At 41.0% G+C, this 16,907-nt stretch carries 14 protein-coding genes; 2 read left to right on the forward strand and 12 right to left on the reverse strand.

The features are described 5' to 3' along the window. Positions 1–45: 45 nt before the first annotated feature. From ACPUYX_RS15985 to ACPUYX_RS16010, 6 genes are all read right to left on the reverse strand, one after another. Positions 46–1,221 carry a DegT/DnrJ/EryC1/StrS family aminotransferase gene (locus ACPUYX_RS15985; RefSeq protein WP_426380632.1) on the reverse strand — a complete coding sequence of 392 codons (1,176 nt, stop codon included), beginning with the start codon at positions 1,219–1,221 and terminating at the stop codon, positions 46–48. A gap of 114 nt (positions 1,222–1,335) precedes the next feature. Next, positions 1,336–2,454, reverse strand: a complete 1,119-nt coding sequence (locus ACPUYX_RS15990; RefSeq protein WP_426380633.1) for a DegT/DnrJ/EryC1/StrS family aminotransferase — start codon at positions 2,452–2,454, stop codon at positions 1,336–1,338. A 33-nt stretch (positions 2,455–2,487) separates the two neighbouring features. After that, the gene (locus ACPUYX_RS15995) at positions 2,488–3,261 is read right to left on the reverse strand and encodes a DeoR/GlpR family DNA-binding transcription regulator (RefSeq protein ID WP_426380634.1); all 774 of its coding nucleotides are present in this window, start codon (positions 3,259–3,261) and stop codon (positions 2,488–2,490) included. A 126-nt stretch (positions 3,262–3,387) separates the two neighbouring features. Beyond that, positions 3,388–4,791 carry an FMN-binding glutamate synthase family protein gene (locus tag ACPUYX_RS16000; RefSeq protein ID WP_426380635.1) on the reverse strand — a complete coding sequence of 468 codons (1,404 nt, stop codon included), beginning with the start codon at positions 4,789–4,791 and terminating at the stop codon, positions 3,388–3,390. 25 nt (positions 4,792–4,816) lie between these two features. Further along, positions 4,817–6,199, reverse strand: coding sequence for a cbb3-type cytochrome c oxidase subunit I (locus ACPUYX_RS16005; protein WP_426380636.1), 1,383 nt, complete (start codon positions 6,197–6,199; stop codon positions 4,817–4,819). Beyond that, a complete protein-coding gene (locus ACPUYX_RS16010; RefSeq protein ID WP_426380690.1) occupies positions 6,196–6,585 on the reverse strand; it encodes a c-type cytochrome in 390 nt (129 codons plus the stop codon). The genes ACPUYX_RS16005 and ACPUYX_RS16010 overlap by 4 nt, the downstream gene beginning before the upstream one ends. A 245-nt stretch (positions 6,586–6,830) precedes the next feature. Here ACPUYX_RS16010 and ACPUYX_RS16015 point away from each other — a divergent pair, with 245 nt between their 5' ends. Further along, entirely contained in the window at positions 6,831–8,006 is a 1,176-nt protein-coding gene (locus ACPUYX_RS16015) for a pyridoxal phosphate-dependent aminotransferase (protein ID WP_426380637.1), read from the forward strand. A gap of 323 nt (positions 8,007–8,329) precedes the next feature. Beyond that, positions 8,330–9,628, forward strand: a complete 1,299-nt coding sequence (locus ACPUYX_RS16020) for an aminotransferase class I/II-fold pyridoxal phosphate-dependent enzyme (protein ID WP_426380638.1) — start codon at positions 8,330–8,332, stop codon at positions 9,626–9,628. 298 nt (positions 9,629–9,926) lie between these two features. Here the strand turns inward: ACPUYX_RS16020 and ACPUYX_RS16025 are convergent, their stop codons facing one another. The 6 genes from ACPUYX_RS16025 to ACPUYX_RS16050 all read right to left on the reverse strand — a co-directional run bounded on the left by ACPUYX_RS16025 (position 9,927) and on the right by ACPUYX_RS16050 (position 16,809). Then, a complete protein-coding gene (locus ACPUYX_RS16025; RefSeq protein ID WP_426380639.1) occupies positions 9,927–11,111 on the reverse strand; it encodes a hypothetical protein in 1,185 nt (394 codons plus the stop codon). A 674-nt stretch (positions 11,112–11,785) separates the two neighbouring features. After that, positions 11,786–13,408 carry a diguanylate cyclase gene (locus ACPUYX_RS16030; RefSeq protein WP_426380640.1) on the reverse strand — a complete coding sequence of 541 codons (1,623 nt, stop codon included), beginning with the start codon at positions 13,406–13,408 and terminating at the stop codon, positions 11,786–11,788. 52 nt (positions 13,409–13,460) lie between these two features. Beyond that, entirely contained in the window at positions 13,461–13,835 is a 375-nt protein-coding gene (locus tag ACPUYX_RS16035; protein ID WP_426380641.1) for a DUF1987 domain-containing protein, read from the reverse strand. Positions 13,836–13,848: 13 nt separating this feature from the next. After that, positions 13,849–14,421 carry a SiaB family protein kinase gene (locus tag ACPUYX_RS16040; RefSeq protein WP_426380642.1) on the reverse strand — a complete coding sequence of 191 codons (573 nt, stop codon included), beginning with the start codon at positions 14,419–14,421 and terminating at the stop codon, positions 13,849–13,851. Between the two features lie 3 nt (positions 14,422–14,424). Further along, complete coding sequence (locus ACPUYX_RS16045; protein ID WP_426380643.1) at positions 14,425–16,248, reverse strand: SpoIIE family protein phosphatase; 1,824 nt, start codon at positions 16,246–16,248, stop codon at positions 14,425–14,427. Positions 16,249–16,488: 240 nt separating this feature from the next. Then, positions 16,489–16,809 (reverse strand): hypothetical protein, encoded by a 321-nt coding sequence (locus ACPUYX_RS16050; protein ID WP_426380644.1) that lies wholly within the window; start codon positions 16,807–16,809, stop codon positions 16,489–16,491. Positions 16,810–16,907: the final 98 nt, after the last annotated feature.

Genomic DNA, 16,907 nt, shown 5'->3' on the forward strand with positions numbered 1-16,907 from the left:
GCGGGCTGCCCCCTTTTTAAACTAAGGGCATCTTTAATATTAACTTTATAATGATTCAATGCAGTCAATCAGTTCCTCGGCAACATATTGGGCGTCATCCAGAGACAACTTCGAATAAAGGGGTAGGGAGATTTCATTGGCATATTGGGCATGGGCGTTAGGATAATCTTCAAGTCTATAGCCCAGGTTTCGATAAACAGTAAACATAGGTAAGGGCATAAAGTGTACATTGGTGGCGATGTCTTTCTCGCCCATCTTTTGGATTATCCGGTCTCTCTTGTCTTCGCTGAAACCTTTGAGCCTTAAGGTATACAAGTGATGGCAGGATTCCATGACTTCGTTTCTGTCGAAAGGAAGAATCGCCCATTCCTTTTCACCGAGAACACTGCTATAAACCTGATGAAGTTCTGCTCGTTTCCTTAACATTTCATCATATCGGCGCAGTTGGACACGACCAATGGCAGCCATAATATCCGTCATATTGCACTTAAAACCATCGGTAAGGATATCATATTTCCAAGCCCCGGCTTGCATTTTGGCGAACGCATCCTTGTTCTGACCGTGCAGCGAAGTATACTTGAATTCTTTATATAAATTATCTTTCCCATGAAAACTATTGTCGTTATAGGTAATAGCACCGCCTTCAGCCGTTGTCAGATTTTTAATGGCATGAAAGGAGAAAACATGAAAATCCATCTGTCCTCCGACCTTTTGACCTTTATAAACGGCTCCGAAAGAGTGGGCTGAGTCAGAGATAAGGGTAATATCCTGTCGGTTTTTAGCCTTTAGGACTTCCCTGATGGCTTCATAGTCAACAGGAACTCCGCCAATATCGACAGTCATGATTGCTTTAGTCTTTGGGGTAATCGCCTCATAAACCTTTTGTTCATCAATTGCGAAACTGTCTTTTTTCACATCAACAAAGGTAGGCATAATCCCCCGGTGGAGGAGCACGTTCGAAGTGGCTGTATAAGTGTAAGGCGTGGTGATCACTTCATCGCCCCGGCCAATGCCCAAGACTTTCAAAATAAGTTCCAAGCCTGCTGTGGCACTGTTTAAGGCAACAGCATGGCCTGTCCCGCAATAATGAGCCAGTTCTTCTTCAAAAAGAGCTGAGTTTGGCCCCGTGGTGATCCATCCAGATCTTAAGACATCTGCTACAGCATTAATTTCTTCTTCCGTAATATCCGGCGGCGAAAAGGGAATTTTCTTAGTTGTCATGATCAAGTTCCTTTCACTATTCTTTAAAACTGAGTTAAAGTTTTATAATGTAAGGGCATATCCCTATGTTGCTTCTTAACGTATTTAAGTTACAGCCGATCTATAAAAGCATGATTATTTATAAAAAGATTTTATCGTCTTGCAGATAAACTCCACTTCATCCTTGGTGATTTCCGGATATATGGGAAGGGCGATAATATTTTCTGATACTCTCTCCGCGACGGGGAAATCTCCTTTTGCATAGCCCAAATAACTAAAACAAGGCTGCAGATGAAGGGGACGAGGATAGTAAATACTGTAACCTATTTCATGTTTAGCTAAGTGCTCTGCCAATTGATCCCGATTTTTAGCTAGGATGTTAAAAACATAGTAAACTTGTTTCTGGTCCCCTTTTATCTTGGGCAGGGTTATTGCTTCACAATCACTTAAGCTTTCAATATATTGCTTCGCAATCTTCTCTCGTTTGCTGATGGCATCATCAATATACTTCAATTTGACGCTCAAAATTGCAGCTTGCAGAGTATCTAAGCGTGAATTGTAGCCAATATAGTCATAATGGTACTTTTTAGATGCCCCATGTACCCGATAAAACTTGGCTTTGCGCCCAAGTTCCTCATCATTGGTAACGATCATTCCGCCGTCACCATAGCCACCCAGGGTTTTTGTCGGAAAAAAGGAAAATACACCAAAATCAGCGATTGTTCCCGCATGCCGATATTGTCCGCTTTTGCCTTTCCATCTCATGCCAAAGGCTTCCGCCGCATCTTCCAGCACCCTTAGTTGGTGATTCTGAGCAATATCCATAATTCTGTCCATATCTGCCATTTGATCAAAGAGATGGATGGGAAGTATTCCCACGGTCTGCGGATTGATTTTTTCCTCGATCTTATTAACGTCAAGGGCAAAGGTCTCTTCGTCAATATCAACAAATACCGGTCGTCCCTTATGTTTAGTGATGCAGGATGCCGAGGCAAGAAAGGTAAAGGGCGATGTAATAACTTCTTTACCGTCTTTAAAGCCAAGAATGTCCGACGCTATCGTCAGGGCATCCGTCCCGGAGGCAACTCCAATGGCATATCTAGCCCCTGTATATTGTTCAATCTCCCTTTCAAATTGAGCAACTTGCTCGCCCAGGATAAAGTTTCCTTTCTCGATAACAGACTGAACGGCACGATCAAACTCGTCCTTTTTAGCTAAGTACTCCCTTTGGGAGGTATAAAAACTCACCTTCACCTTCGACTACCCTCTTTCATAAACTCTTTCAAATTAATTCTCTTCATTCACAACTAAAACTTTTACGCCCCTCTGTTGGATTTTTTCCAGTTCTTCATCAGGAGCTTCCCAATCGGTGATAAGAACATCCAAGTCTCTCAAATCAAGGGTTCGAGCAAAAAATTCCGTTCCCACCTTATCAAAATTCGCCAGGCATATTTTTCGCCGTGAGATCTCTGCAACGACTCTTTGGAAGATCGCTCCTTCCGGAGTTGAACTGCTCAAACCATGATTGGCTGAAATGCCTCCCCCAGTCAAAAACGCCTTATCAATCCGCAAGGTTCTGATAAATTCAGTTGCCATGGGATCAACGATTCCTTCTTCGCTTTTAATTTTGCCACAGACAATATAGGTTTCAATGTTGGCAAAATTTTTTAGTTTTTCGGCAATAATCAAGGCATTCGTAATGACCGTATAATCCCGATCGACAGGCAAATATTTCAAGAGTACATAATGAATACTTGCTCCGCCAATAAAGATCGTATCCCCTTGTTCGATGTAAGATGCGGCAAGCTTAGCAACAGCATTTTGATGCTCAGTTCCCTCACTAAACCTAATCTTCTCATCCATTGGAAATCTTCGAACTTTGGATAACAGCACCGCCCCTCCATGAGTCCTTTTTAGGAGGCCGTCTTCTTCCATCACTGTAAGGTCTCTGCGAATTGTATCAATGGAAACTTGAAATTCTTCCGCAAGTTCTTTGGCAAATACCCGTCTCATGGACTTGATTTTGGAGAGGATCTTCTCACGACGTTCCTCTGCAAACATATCATACCCCTTTTCCAATTGCCTAGGGAAATAATATCACGTTTATGCCGTTTTGTTAAGTATTAAATACAGCTTAGTGCGGTTTTTTGCCAGAAAATTAATAATAGCTGGTACCTACCGACCTGCTCAGTAAATTCTTTTTACTCCAGTCACTTCAGCTGTCAAAGAATCTAAAGCAACAAGATCATCCAGGGAAAGTTCTTTTAAGGATGATTTTCCCAGAGCGCGCATTCCTTCCTCCATTTCAAGAACCATGGAGGTTATAGTGTTCACAACACTCGTAGCTGCCTGATCGATATCAAGTTTACCCTTGGTGGGAGAGTCATAAAACACTAAGGTCGTTGGAGGCTCCCAAGGTATTACTTTACCGACTTGATTATGGGTTAAGGCCAAAAGGGGAACTGTTGCCATATAAATGGCATCTGCTCCCAGAGCAATTGCTTTGAGACACTCTCCAGGCGTAAAGTACCCCCCCGCCACAATTAAACTGATCCGATTACGAACCCCAGCTTTATTTAAAAAGCGCACAGCCCGACATAAGGCAAAGAAGCTGGGGATGCCAAAATCATCTTGCTTGATGGGAGTTGTGGCATGAGAACCGCCTTGAGCTCCATCAATTATAACAGCATCAAAGCCTAATTTAACAGCAGCTTCCAGATCATTTTCAAGATGCCCCGTGGCCATGATTTTTAAGGCGATAGGTAGCCCCTTGGACTGTCTTCGCAGTTGTTTCATAAACCCCGGCCAATCACTGAGCTTTTGAATCCCTGGCGGTGCAGGAAAAGCTACAGCCGGTTCGTCTGGCGCTAAGCCAGAAAGTTCCTGAGCTCTGCCCTGAAATTCTTTGGCTTCTATGCTAACGCTTCCCATATCCGCGCCTTGTCCCATTTGAACTTCCAGCATATCAGCTGCGTCAATTTGCTCTTGAGTCCTTGCCCCCCAAGCCCAACGTGATATTTGTAACGTATATTTTCCTGCTTCTTGGCGTTCTTCCGGCAAAAAAGGGCCTTCTCCGGAACAGGTCGATGTTTGTAATGTTTTTGCTGCTCTTGCCAAAGCCCTTTTTGCTTCCTCTGACAAAGCGACTCCATATGCCATAGCTCCGATCATAATTGGAATATCGATGATCATCGGCTTGGCAGCTTTAGGACCAATAGTCACCTTCATATTCATTGAAGTATTCTCAGGCAGTGACAACCGTGTCATAACGTTGGGAGCAAACATGAGATTATCAAATCCGGGAAAATGCTTTGGCGAACCAAGAGGTCTAGTAATTATCTTACCCTGCTGGGCGCGAAACCCTATTTCCAGAATGTTAAGTACAGATATTCGTTTTCCGGCCGGCCAAACTTCCATAAGGTTCTGAGTATACTTATCTGAAAGAAGCCTGTCCATTAAAGAGCTGATCTCTTTCCCTACCAGGTAACGGGTGATTGGTTTAAGGATCACGATGAGGACTAAAGACAACTGCAAGACTAACAAGAGAATTAGTAAAAAGAGCCAAAAAGAACTTGTTATTATGATTTGCATAATAAGACCCCATTTTAAAGTTAGGTTAATGAGATGTTTGTTTCCATGTTTTATAAATAAGCCAGAACAGGAAAAGATCTCCGAGAGCGAAAATAGTTCCCCCGAAGGCCCTTATAAACAAATAGAGATTCAACTGCAGCCGCACTTGTTCAAAATCCATACCCAAATATCGCCACAGGTAAGTCTCTTTGAGGCCAGCGGTTAATAAAGCCGAAGCCATACTCAGCAAACCAACATTTAGCAAGATGACCGCTAAAACGCCGCTTTTGTACCCTTTAAGGGTTGGCTCACTTCCGCGGCTAAGGATGTAATAACACCCTGCTAAAACGACAAAACCAAGGCTGCCGAATAACGCCAAGTGGGCATGACCGGAGGTAACATAAGTCCCGTGCATATATAGGTTTATCCAAGGTATGCTTATTAAGAGACCCAAGAGAGATGCACCCGTAATATGATAAAAAAGGCTGCTAAGCACCAGCCATAGTGTCAGCTTTTCTCGACGGCTCCTAATCTTTTTGGATTTTAATCCTGTGTAGGTCATATGGGCTAATAGTCCCACAGGTATGACTTCTACAATACTGACCAAGAAGCCTATGGCTAACCAAGCGGCGGGAAAGCCAATCCAATAATAATGATGACCGGTTCCGTACAAACCCCCAATAACAGCTAAAGAAGCTTCAAGATAGAGCCACTTCTCTATTTTAGCGCGATCAGCCAGTCCAGAAACAACATAAAAGGTTGCAATAAAGCCGGCAGAAGTAAGTTCGAAGGCCATTTCTTCCCATAAGTGGACAACCCAGAACTTCGTTGCCTCATCTGCAATAGGATTACTATAAAAAATAGTATTCGGCAGCAATAAGAGCAGCAGAAAGATTATCCCTACGGTCATAATTGCGGCCGCCGGCGTGATATTATTTTTGACCATGAATAACGTTCGAAGAAGATTGTAGGTAGCAAAAGCTAAGGAAATACAAATCCCCATATACAGGACGGGCAATCCCTCCAGGAATTCCCGGCCATTTCCAATTTTAAAGGACAAACTTGTAAAAATAGCCAAACTGAATAGAACAACAATCCAGTACTGCCAGCGAGCCAGCGGGGGAGAATAGATCTCCCGATCAAGCTCTGCTGTAATGAAATAGTAGACCATTCCCATAGTACCAATGAGTGGCCAAAGATCAGCCAGCCCTAAATGGATTGCCCTGCCGAACTCAAAAGGAATCGGAGAGGGTAAATCAGGTATCACCAGATCTATGGCTCCGGCCACAGCCACTACACTTTGCAGGGCAAATAACGTTACTGCCGTAAAACAATATCTGCGGCTTATTTTTTGGGCTAAAAACTGCTGTTTTCGAACCACAGGTTTTTGCGTTTTTCCTAGGAAAGGTAAAAAACTAAGCAATTTCATGATTCTTTTCCCGCCTTCTCTTGCTGAGGCGGCCACCCTAATGTTGGTATGGTACTGATGAACTCCAGATAATGCACCAGGTTTTGCGCGTCTTTTTTAGCGAGGCCCGGATGATGAGTGTATTTATTCGGAGGAACCACCGGCGGCTTTATAAGATAGTTAACGATTTGGGACGGAGTCTCCTTCCGTGTGATATTAGTTAAGTCTTCTCCTACATATCCCCCATTGCCGAATAAGGTATGACAGCTTATACAGTTATTTTTTTGCCAGACAAGTTTCCCCTCCACAGCCTGTTCCGGCATTGGAGAAGGTAGGCGAGATGATATCAGGATAATACCTACGAATAAGGCAAAGGATGAGCTGCTGAGTAACAAAAAAGTTCGCATTTTCAAAGATTTTCCCTTCCAATTCTGTCCATTATGATTTATGGTAGTGTTAACCTTTGTTGCAAAAGTATACAAATCCAAACTAACACTCTAGTATTAATATACTTGAATTGAATACTGGGAAACGGCTGCCGTAATCACGCCAAGACATAAAGCTTCAATTAAGGGTTAAAAATATTAGAAACTTTGTTTTAAATAATGCTTCTTAATCTTATTTTTAAATAAAATTGCAAAGGAGCCACTCTATGAAACCGTTATTTGCTGAAAGAATGTCCCTGTTAGGTACAGAAACTGCCTTTGAAGTTTTGGCAAAAGCCAAAGCTCTGGAAGCCCAAGGAAAGGATATCGTTCATTTAGAAATCGGCGAACCGGATTTTGATACACCCAAAAATATTATTGATGCTGCTTGCTTTGCTCTCACAAACGGGTACACCCACTATACGCCTGCACCAGGTATTCCCGAAGTCAGAGAAACCATTGCCGAGTATATTCGCAGTCATAAACACGTCGACACATCACTGGAAAACATCGTCATAGTTCCAGGAGGAAAACCAATTATGTTTTTTTCCATTCTGGCAACTGTGAATCCCGGTGACGAAGTTATTTATCCTAACCCCGGCTTTCCCATTTATGAATCAGTTATCCGCTTTGTTGGCGGCAAGCCGGTCCCCATACCCCTGCGGGAAGAAAATCAATTTCGCCTGGACGTAAACGAACTGGCTCAGCTGATTACCCCTAAGACTAAAATGCTCATTATTAATTCTCCCGGCAATCCTACAGGCGGAGTACTCACTAATGAGGATATCAAAGCCATTGCCGACTTAGTAAGAGGTCAAGAAATCCTTGTCCTTTCCGACGAGATTTATGACCGAATCGTTTATGGAAATACACAACCCCTTTCCATTGCTTCATTACCCGGTATGCTGGATTGGACAATCATTCTCGACGGATTTTCCAAGACCTATGCCATGACAGGCTGGCGGTTAGGTTATGGAGTAATGCCTGCGGAGATTGCGGATCGGATTTCTCAGTTAATGGTTAATTCAAATTCCTGTACCTCGGCTTTTACTCAAATGGCCGGCAAGGAGGCTCTCACTGGACCGCAAACAGATGTCGACAGAATGGTTGCCGAATTCAAACGACGCCGCGACCTTATGGTCAACGGCTTAAATTCAATCCCAGGAGTTAGCTGTCTCTTACCAGAAGGTTCCTTCTATGTTTTCCCTAACTTCAAATCCTTTAACAGAAACAGTAAGGAAATTGCCGACTATCTCTTGAACGATGCCGGCGTTGCCTGTCTGGGAGGTACCTCATTTGGCTCTTATGGAGAAGGTTATCTCCGTTTCTCCTATGCAAATTCCGTAGAGAATATCCAAAAGGCTTTAGAGCGAATCGAAACTGCTTTAGGCAAATTAAAATAAGATTGTCGGATAAGGGCCATCCCCCTAAGAAAAAACAGCTCTCTGTGAACAAGGCTGGAAGCGTTAGCTTCCAGCTATAGTTTCTTTAGTACATTTTGTCCATTCGTAAGACTCCCCCAAGAATCTCTAAAATTTTTATCCTACATTTAGTGGAGGAAACCGTCATTTTAGTGTAAAATTTAGTTACCTATATCATAACAACTCTAAATGATACTAGATTAATCTAGTTCAAATTCATACCTAATTTCAATTTCTAGCAAAATCGAAGTTTATTTCACTTTACAGCAAAGAGATCGGCTTACTTAAGAAAGGGAGAAGAGTTCATGAATGAAATTGCTCAAGAGTTAAATGACCGCATAAAAAAGGAAAATCCTCATGTCTACGAATTACTGTCTGACCTTGGGAGGAATATGTATTATCCTAAAGGGATTTTAACTCAGACTGCGGAAGCGAAGCAGAAGGCCCATCGATTTGATGCCACCATAGGGATTGCAACGGAAGGAAATCAACCGATGTTCCTGCCCGTAATTCATAACACATTATCTGAGTATGATCCTAAGAATCTGTATCCTTATGCACCTCCTGCAGGCAAACCTGAACTGAGGCAGGTTTGGCGGAAGAAAATGCTTCATGAAAACCCTTCCTTAAAGGATAAATCCTTCAGCAATCCCATTGTTACAAATGCTCTGACCCATGGTTTAAGCATTGTTGCCGATCTTTTCATGAATGAAAATGATCCTTTAGTTTTACCGGAAAAATTATGGGGTAATTACAATCTCATTTTCGGAGTTCGTCGAGGAGCAAAAAATGTTACCTTTCCTTTTTATAACGAGCAGGGAGCGTTTAATGTTCAAGGTTTGAAAAAAGCTTTACTTTCTAAAAAGGAACACGGAAAAGCTGTCGTACTGCTTAACTTTCCCAATAACCCTACGGGGTATACTCCAAGTGAAGAAGAGGCAACGAACATCATCGAAGTACTGAAAGAAGTTGCCCAGGAAGGTATGAACTTAGTTGTTCTTACTGATGATGCCTATTTTGGGTTATTTTACGAGGACTCCATCAAAGAATCCTTATTTGCCCGGATTGCCAACATCCATCCCAGAATACTGGCAATCAAAGTTGACGGAGCTACAAAAGAAGATTTTGTCTGGGGCTTTCGGGTTGGGTTTATTACCTTTGCCAGCGAGTCTCCGGCAGTTCTGGATGCCTTAGAAAACAAGGCCTTGGGAAGTATTCGGGGAGCAATTTCCAGTGCATCTCATCCCGCTCAATCCTTTATTTTAAATGCCCTTCAGTCATCTGAATTTCAAGTCCAGAGAAATCAAAAAGTTGAACTTTTAAAACGTCGTGCCACTAAAGTCAAAGAAATCCTTAGTCAAGGAAGTTATAACGACGCCTGGGATTATTATCCTTTTAATTCTGGCTACTTTATGTGTATGAAACTGAAACATGGCGTGAACGCCGAAGCTTTGCGCCTTCATCTCCTCGATCATTATGGCATAGGCGTTATTTCCCTGGGAGAGAGCGATGTGCGCGTTGCCTTCTCTTGTGTTGAAGTACAAGACCTTAAACAACTTTTTGACCTTATCTATCAAGGATTTCAAGATTTAAAGGGACAATGAAATCTACATTTCATTTAGATCATAACTACTTACTTGACCAGTTTAACCAAATTCAAACAAGTTTTTAGCCAAGACAGAAAGCTCCGCACCATCTTTCTATAACCTAAGTGATGCGGAGTTGTTGTTTTGCCCAAAAGAGTGACGTCATAGCATAGAGATGAAGGTCAGGCAGGTATTACCCGGAGAAAAGAAGAGAGAACGCTATAATTTGGGTTCTCTCTTCTTCTCATGATGCCACATGTATGAGTCGCCAACTCAATGCTATTGGAAACATATACCACGAGAGCATTTCATAATATTACTTGTTAAAGATAGCATCTTCCTGTGCTTGAGTAATGGTTCCGTTTGTGACGAGAGCATCTATAGCAGTCTTAATTCCGTTGGAAGATCCTCCCTTAAACTCGCCTTTGGATACTCTTGCCTGCACTGCAGAGGTAACCGCGCTTTCAACAGCGGTTTCTTCATCTGAGGTTATAGTCCCAGATGTTACAAGGCTGTCTAGAGTAGTTTTAAACAGGTCGGAAGTTCCTTGCTTAAATTCACCTTTCGTAACACCCGTTTTAATCGCTGCGGTAACCGCATTTTCTATCGCTGTTTCTTGATCCGAAGTTATGGTTCCGGCCGTTACAAGGCTATCAAGGGCGGTTTTGAAGCCATTACTCTGGCCTTTCTTAAACTCACCTTGGGACCCATTTGTCTTCACTGCGGCAGTTACTGCATTTTCTATCGCAGTCTCTTGATCTGTAGTTATAGTCCCAGCCGTTACAAGACCATCCAGAACGGTTTTAAAGCCATCGCTCAAGTCCTTTTTAAATTCACCTTGAGACACACTGGCCTTTACTGCGGCGGTAACTGCATTTTCTATCGCTGTTTCTTGATCTGACGTTATTGTCCCGGCTGTTACAAGACCATCAAGGGCGGTTTTGAAGCCATTACTCTGGCCTTTCTTAAACTCACCTTGGGACCCATTTGTCTTCACTGCGGCAGTTACTGCATTTTCTATCGCAGTCTTTTGATCTGTAGTTATAGTCCCAGCCGTTACAAGACCATCCAGAACGGTTTTAAAGCCATCGCTCAAGTCCTTTTTAAATTCACCTTGAGACACACTGGCCTTTACTGCGGCGGTAACTGCATTTTCTATCGCTGTTTCTTGATCTGACGTTATTGTCCCGGCTGTTACAAGACCATCAAGAGCGGTCTTAAAGACATTAGTCCGACCTTTCTGAAGCCCACTACTGGATTCATTTGTTTTCACGACGGCACTTACCGCATTTTGAATGGCATCTTCTTGAGACTGCGTCAGCGTACCTGAGGATACCAAACCAACCAAATGACTTTGGAACCCACCTCTTGCTGCACGCATAGAATTCTGAGCATGTACGGAACTGTAGCTTGGCGTGGCTGCATAAACAGCTGTTGCTGAAAGAAGAGTGGTAATAGCCGTAGCTATTACAATAGTTTTTGTTTTTGTAGATTTCATCATAGCAGGAACCAAACACCTCCATATGTTTTTACAATAACCCTGATCTTCAAAGTGAAAATAGGTTATCGCCTGCTATTAATTTACTACTTTTTAACGTCTAAGGTATGTGTTTCCTATGAACAAACTGTGGAAGATTTATGAAAAAGTTGTCAGGATCGGTGGGAGTAGAGTTCATCCTTCAGCTCGATAGCATTTGTTATGGGCTAGGCGCTTTCGGCGAAAGTGTCCACATGGACACTTTCGTCATCGAAGCAACAATGTTCAGCTTTAGCTGAACGGGTTCACTAAAGTACCTTAGCTCCTTCTAATGTTAGCCAATTAAAGAACAACAGCTTTCTAAGTTTAATTTTGATACCTTGATGTCCTTGTGCAACCCCGATTCTTGAGGAATAATATATTTTTAGTGTCCCAATTTCTTGGAAATTAAAATTAAAAAGTTCGTTAGTTTCTGGTTCTCTCAGATAAATTTTCGGAACGTAACTACCTGTTACGTGCTCTGCCGAACAAGCTCAGCCACCCATTGACGGATTTAATTCCAAGCCAAGGACTACAGATGACGTTCTCTCCTGAAGATAGCGAAGTGCCTTTGAATCAACAGTTATCAAGCTACTAACCTCCTTTGGAATCAAACTGCTTCGGTTCTTGCTTTACAAAAAACTGCCGCCTAAATTATCCTAGGATAACAGTGATGGTAGATTATTTACAAAAATGTTCGCCAGCTGAGGATCAAATTGGGCGCCCGCACCCCGCTGTAATTCTTGACAAGCTTCTTCATTTGTTTTCTTGTTACGATAGGGTTGATCATGAGTAATAACGTCGTACACATCAAGTATGGAGATAATACGGGAACTTTGAGGAATTTGTTCTCCTTTCAAGCCTTGCGGATAACCCTTTCCATTCCAAAATTCTCGAAGAGCCAAAATGGACTGAGCCAGTAGAGGTTCTCCCATGGAATGGGCCATCCTATAGCCAACTTCGGGATATTGACGTATAATTTTAAACTCGTCTTCAGTCAGTGAAGTGCTTTTCTTCAGGAGTTCGCTGGGAATTGCAACCTTGCCAATATCATGAAAACGAGCCAGCGAGATCAGCCGATCCATTTCTTGCGAGTTCAATTCAACACCCGGCAGCTTGACAAATGAACGGGCTAAGGCTTCAACTCGAGCATTGTGCTCCAGATAGGAAGGACATTTAATCTCTAGAACTTTCTCGACGCTGGAAACAAACATCTCCCTTGTTTTCTTCCGCTCAATTAATTTGTTATTATACATTACACGATCCGCCACACCGATTAGGCTGATTATATCAGATTCCCAATTGTCGAGTGTAACTGATCCCAGAGAAGCGCTCTGATCAACAGGATCTGCAGGCAGGGTCTTAAACATTGACTTTATGTTATTGCATATTCTTGTGCAAACCTCCTGATTTGCGCCGGGGAGTATCATTATAAATTCATCTCCGCCCCACCGAGCTACAATGTCGCTCTTACGGCAGCATGAAAGGAATATCCGTGCCGCATTAACAATAAGCTTATCACCTGTTTCGTGCCCAAAGACATCATTGACAAGTTTTAAGGTGTTTAAATCGGCCATAACAATACTTAAGGGAAGATTTGACTCAATTTGAAGTTGAGGAATGATGCTTTCAACATAGGCTCTATTATACAGAGATGTTTGCTTGTCGTGGTAACTAAGAAATAAGACCTGATCAGCTGTTTTCCGTTTTTCAGTGATATCTGTAAGAATGACCATCAATGTTTGATTTTGATCGTCTAAACCATCAGAAATCATTTTGTATTTAATATTAATATAATTCCCTTGTATCTTTAGCAAATTTGGAAGTTCATTAATATAAGACAACTGAACTTCCCCGGGAGGAAGATCAAAAACCTTATGCAAAACATCGGCAATGAGTCTATTTTGATTTTCATTTTCGCTGCGCAGAAGATCCAATATATTTTTATGCACGATCTTACGGCCAAATATCCTGATACATTCTGAACTATGCTCTTTATGAATCAACAAATCTTTTCCAAAGGTTAGAAACCCTTGGTCCGAATGATCCAAGATATTCTGTATCTCTCGTTCTTTCCGTTTTAAGTCTCTGCTTTGTACATCGCTGATGCTGCAGAGCCGTCGAGTTATATTGATTAAACGGCAATACTGATTAATTAAACTATTAAATTTGACCATTAGGTCGGAAAATTTTAAATCACCTTTTTTTAAAAAATCCCTAGCCTCGTGATAAACGGCCATTTCTTCTTCAAAAATATTGTTGAACGTTTTATGATCTTTCAAAGGACATCACCACTTTCTTCAAATCCCAGAAGAACTTATTATTGAATAGCCATTAAACTAGTACTATTTCAAAAGGAAATGTATAGTCCTCTTGGAATTCTTGAGCACATTCCTGCTCATACTCATTTTCCTCATTACAAAACCATTTAAGATCGATGGTCAATCCATTGTCAAAGGACTCTTCCAAGACATCTAAGAGCATCATGATGCACTTTGAACTGCTGGTATTAATATACGTCAACGTAAATTCCAGAGAAACAGTTTTCGGATTACTTGCTAAATACTGTTTAACCCACTCTATTATAGGTTTGAAAAAAGCAAAAGGGTCTTCCGGATAAGATTGTCCCTTTAAAACGAGCAAACCCCTATCCGAATCAAAATCTACAAGGGGCGTACTTTTTGATTCCTTGATGAATAGCCTCTCCATCCTTCTCCAACTCCTAACCGTTCACATTGATTTGAAAATAAGATAATTCCTCATTAATCGGATAGCTTTCGTACTCAATAGGTGATCTTGCTTTGCGAGCCATATGGATTAGACCTAAGCCTGCACTTCGTTCAGGTTCTTCAAGTCCTCCGTTTTTCATAACTTCTTTGTAAAGAGTCTTTAAATCTCCTGGTTGAAGTGAATTAAGATAATCGATTTTTTTTAGGAGAGGCTGCAAGTCCTTGTTATCAATAACATTACCGGATGTAACAAAAAAGTTTTCCCCATTTTTGCCTATAGTCACAATGCTCGATTCTAAAAGTTGATCATAATATTTATGACTTTTTTTCAATTGATTGTAGTTTATAATATTTTGAGCCTGTTCGACAAAAATAGAGATTACTCTCATAGGGTTTTGCTTTGTTCCCAGGCCTTCGCTCAATTGTCCTTTAATAGAATCGCAGAGTTGCTCTACAATACCTTGGGAGAATTGCCCCGAAAAACAGATCAATACACGGTACTCTTCAAGTGATTTTTTTAGCTGTTGAAGGTGAATCATCCCATTTTCCCCTCTTTCCATAATCATAATTTAAAACTCTATACCAAGAACAGTAATATCATCTCTCTGAGGTTCCTGACCTTGATAAGAAGTGAGCTCTTTTTCCAGCCATTCGCCTTGTTTCGTTATTGGGAGATCCAAGGTATTAAGAAGGTTGGTTCGGAATCTGCGTTTACTAAAGGAATAATTATGAGGGCCTCCATTCTGATCGACATAACCGTCTGTTGTCAAATATACTCGGTCGCCAGCTCTAAGATTTACTATGGTATCGGAGATTTCATCATTAAAGATCGATTTTATATATCCAATCCCATTCCTATGTCCCTCATAAACTGTCACCTGCCCGGAGGCAGCTAAACACATATTCATTTTAGCCCCCGCAAATAATAATCTCCCACTGCTTTCATAACTTACAATAGCAGCATCAAGGCCGTCATCTGTTGTAAAATCACCTTTTTCCTTGTTAAGAGCATCTTTTAATTGATGATTAAGATTCTTGATCATATCAGTCGGACTTATTACTTCGTTTTTAGAAACGATATTACTAAGTATCGAGTTAACTGCCATTGTCATTAAAGCACCCGGTACGCCGTGTCCTGTACAATCACCTACCACCAAAATCCAACCAACCTTCGTCTCTCTAAGCCAATAGAAATCACCACCGACTATATCCCTTGGTCTCCAGAGAACAAAGTGGTTGCCTAGAATCCTTTGCAGAACTTCCGAGGAAGGCAAAATTGATTCTTGAATTGTTTTGGCATAATAGATACTCTCCGTAATTTTTAAATTTTGTTCACGTAGTTCACTAGTTCTTTCTTCGATTTCTTTTTCTAATTCAAGATTTAGTTGAAGCGCTTTCTTATAAGGGTTAGCAATTTTAGAAGAAACCGTATAAAAAACAAGAATCAAGAAAACAAGAACTACGGCAACACTCACTAAGGTATTGATCATAATAGAATTAAGAAGTCCTAAGGTCTCTGATCGGTTAATTTGAAAGACCAGTATCCAATTACATGATTTTAACTTTTGAAAAACTAAATCCTTTTGTCCATTTTGGCCGACATAACTAACAACCTTCAAAGACTCTCCATTGGAAGCATCTTTTAGAATATCAGTAAATATCTCAGCAGGTAAGTATTCAGAGAGACGTCCCCCGCTTTGCTCAACATCGTCCGAGATACTTATTTTACCGGTCGTATCAATAAGCCACAAATTACTCCCATTTCCTATTTTATAATTACCAAATTCTTTGGAGATATCTTGCAAATCCACTCCTACTCCAGCAACCCCCGCCGGATCATGAGGATCACCCATCAGGGTATTAATCCATAAATTCGTTTGGTTAAGCACTATGTTATGATCTATGTTCAGGTTAATTTTTTGGCGAGAAGCCAAAGTATCATAAAACCAGCGATCCGAAGCATTATCCTTGCTCATAGTATCGGTAAGCAAATTAGAATTTGTCCAGTAATGACCTGTCCTTCGATTAGTAAAAAACACGGTGTAATTCAAGGTTTTAGCAACATCTGTCATCTGTTCTATAAACAATTTTTTAAACGTTTCGTCCCTTTCACCCTCTTGAAACCATTGTATAATTTCAGGGTTATCGGCAAGAATTAAGGACGTTTCCTTGGCTCTATCGATTCTATCATCAATTTGAGCCGAAATAGACTTCAAAATATAAACAAGATCTTGTTTCTGCAGTTTCTCGATCATGGCATTTTTTACGATAACATAGCTGGATATGCCTGTAGTCATTATCGCGATAACAATAATAACACAAGCGAAAATAATGACATTCATAGTCCCTTTATTAATGATTCTTTCATACTTGCCAAAAGAAGACGTTTTCATAGCTAATTTTTACCTTTCTTGCTACAGCATTTATCAGAATTCGCCAAATCTGCAGGGACTCCTTCCTCTTAAAATAGGATTTAGTCAATATTTTTATATAATAAAACGATTTTCGAGAGATTAATCTACATAACAAAGCTGCTCTTGCCCACGATCTGCAGAACAGCTTTTTATCAGCAAAACTTCGTTTTTTGCTTCCCTACCTAAGTTCAATCCTCCAAAGTCCTTTCTCTGATCTTCTTATGAAAAACAAACTAATTTAATGATTGTTAGACATGACCATAAAAAAAGCATATAAGAGTAGAAATAGCCTAAAAACTTTTGGCCCTGTTGTATCAACAGATCTGAACAAAAGACTACCCCGAATACTGACAAGATAAAATCAACAAGAAGAAACTTTGTGTAAACTGCTAAAGAGTCGCCCCTGAATAAAGTAACCACCAAATCCAGAGCTGCGAGAATGACTATGGTCATCAGGAATACATTTATAAGGATTGTCTGTTTAACCTTAAGTTCTATTCGTGAATTCATTTCCGATGCACTTACTTTTACGATAGACATTGGTTCCCCTCCTATAGTGATTTTATAATTTAACTATAATCCCACTTCCGGACATTTTTTTGTTACTATTGTTCATAACATCCAGAATCTTGGTTCTG

It is taken from the genome of Desulfosporosinus sp. SYSU MS00001, from assembly GCF_049943955.1.
Lineage (GTDB): Bacteria > Bacillota > Desulfitobacteriia > Desulfitobacteriales > Desulfitobacteriaceae > Desulfosporosinus.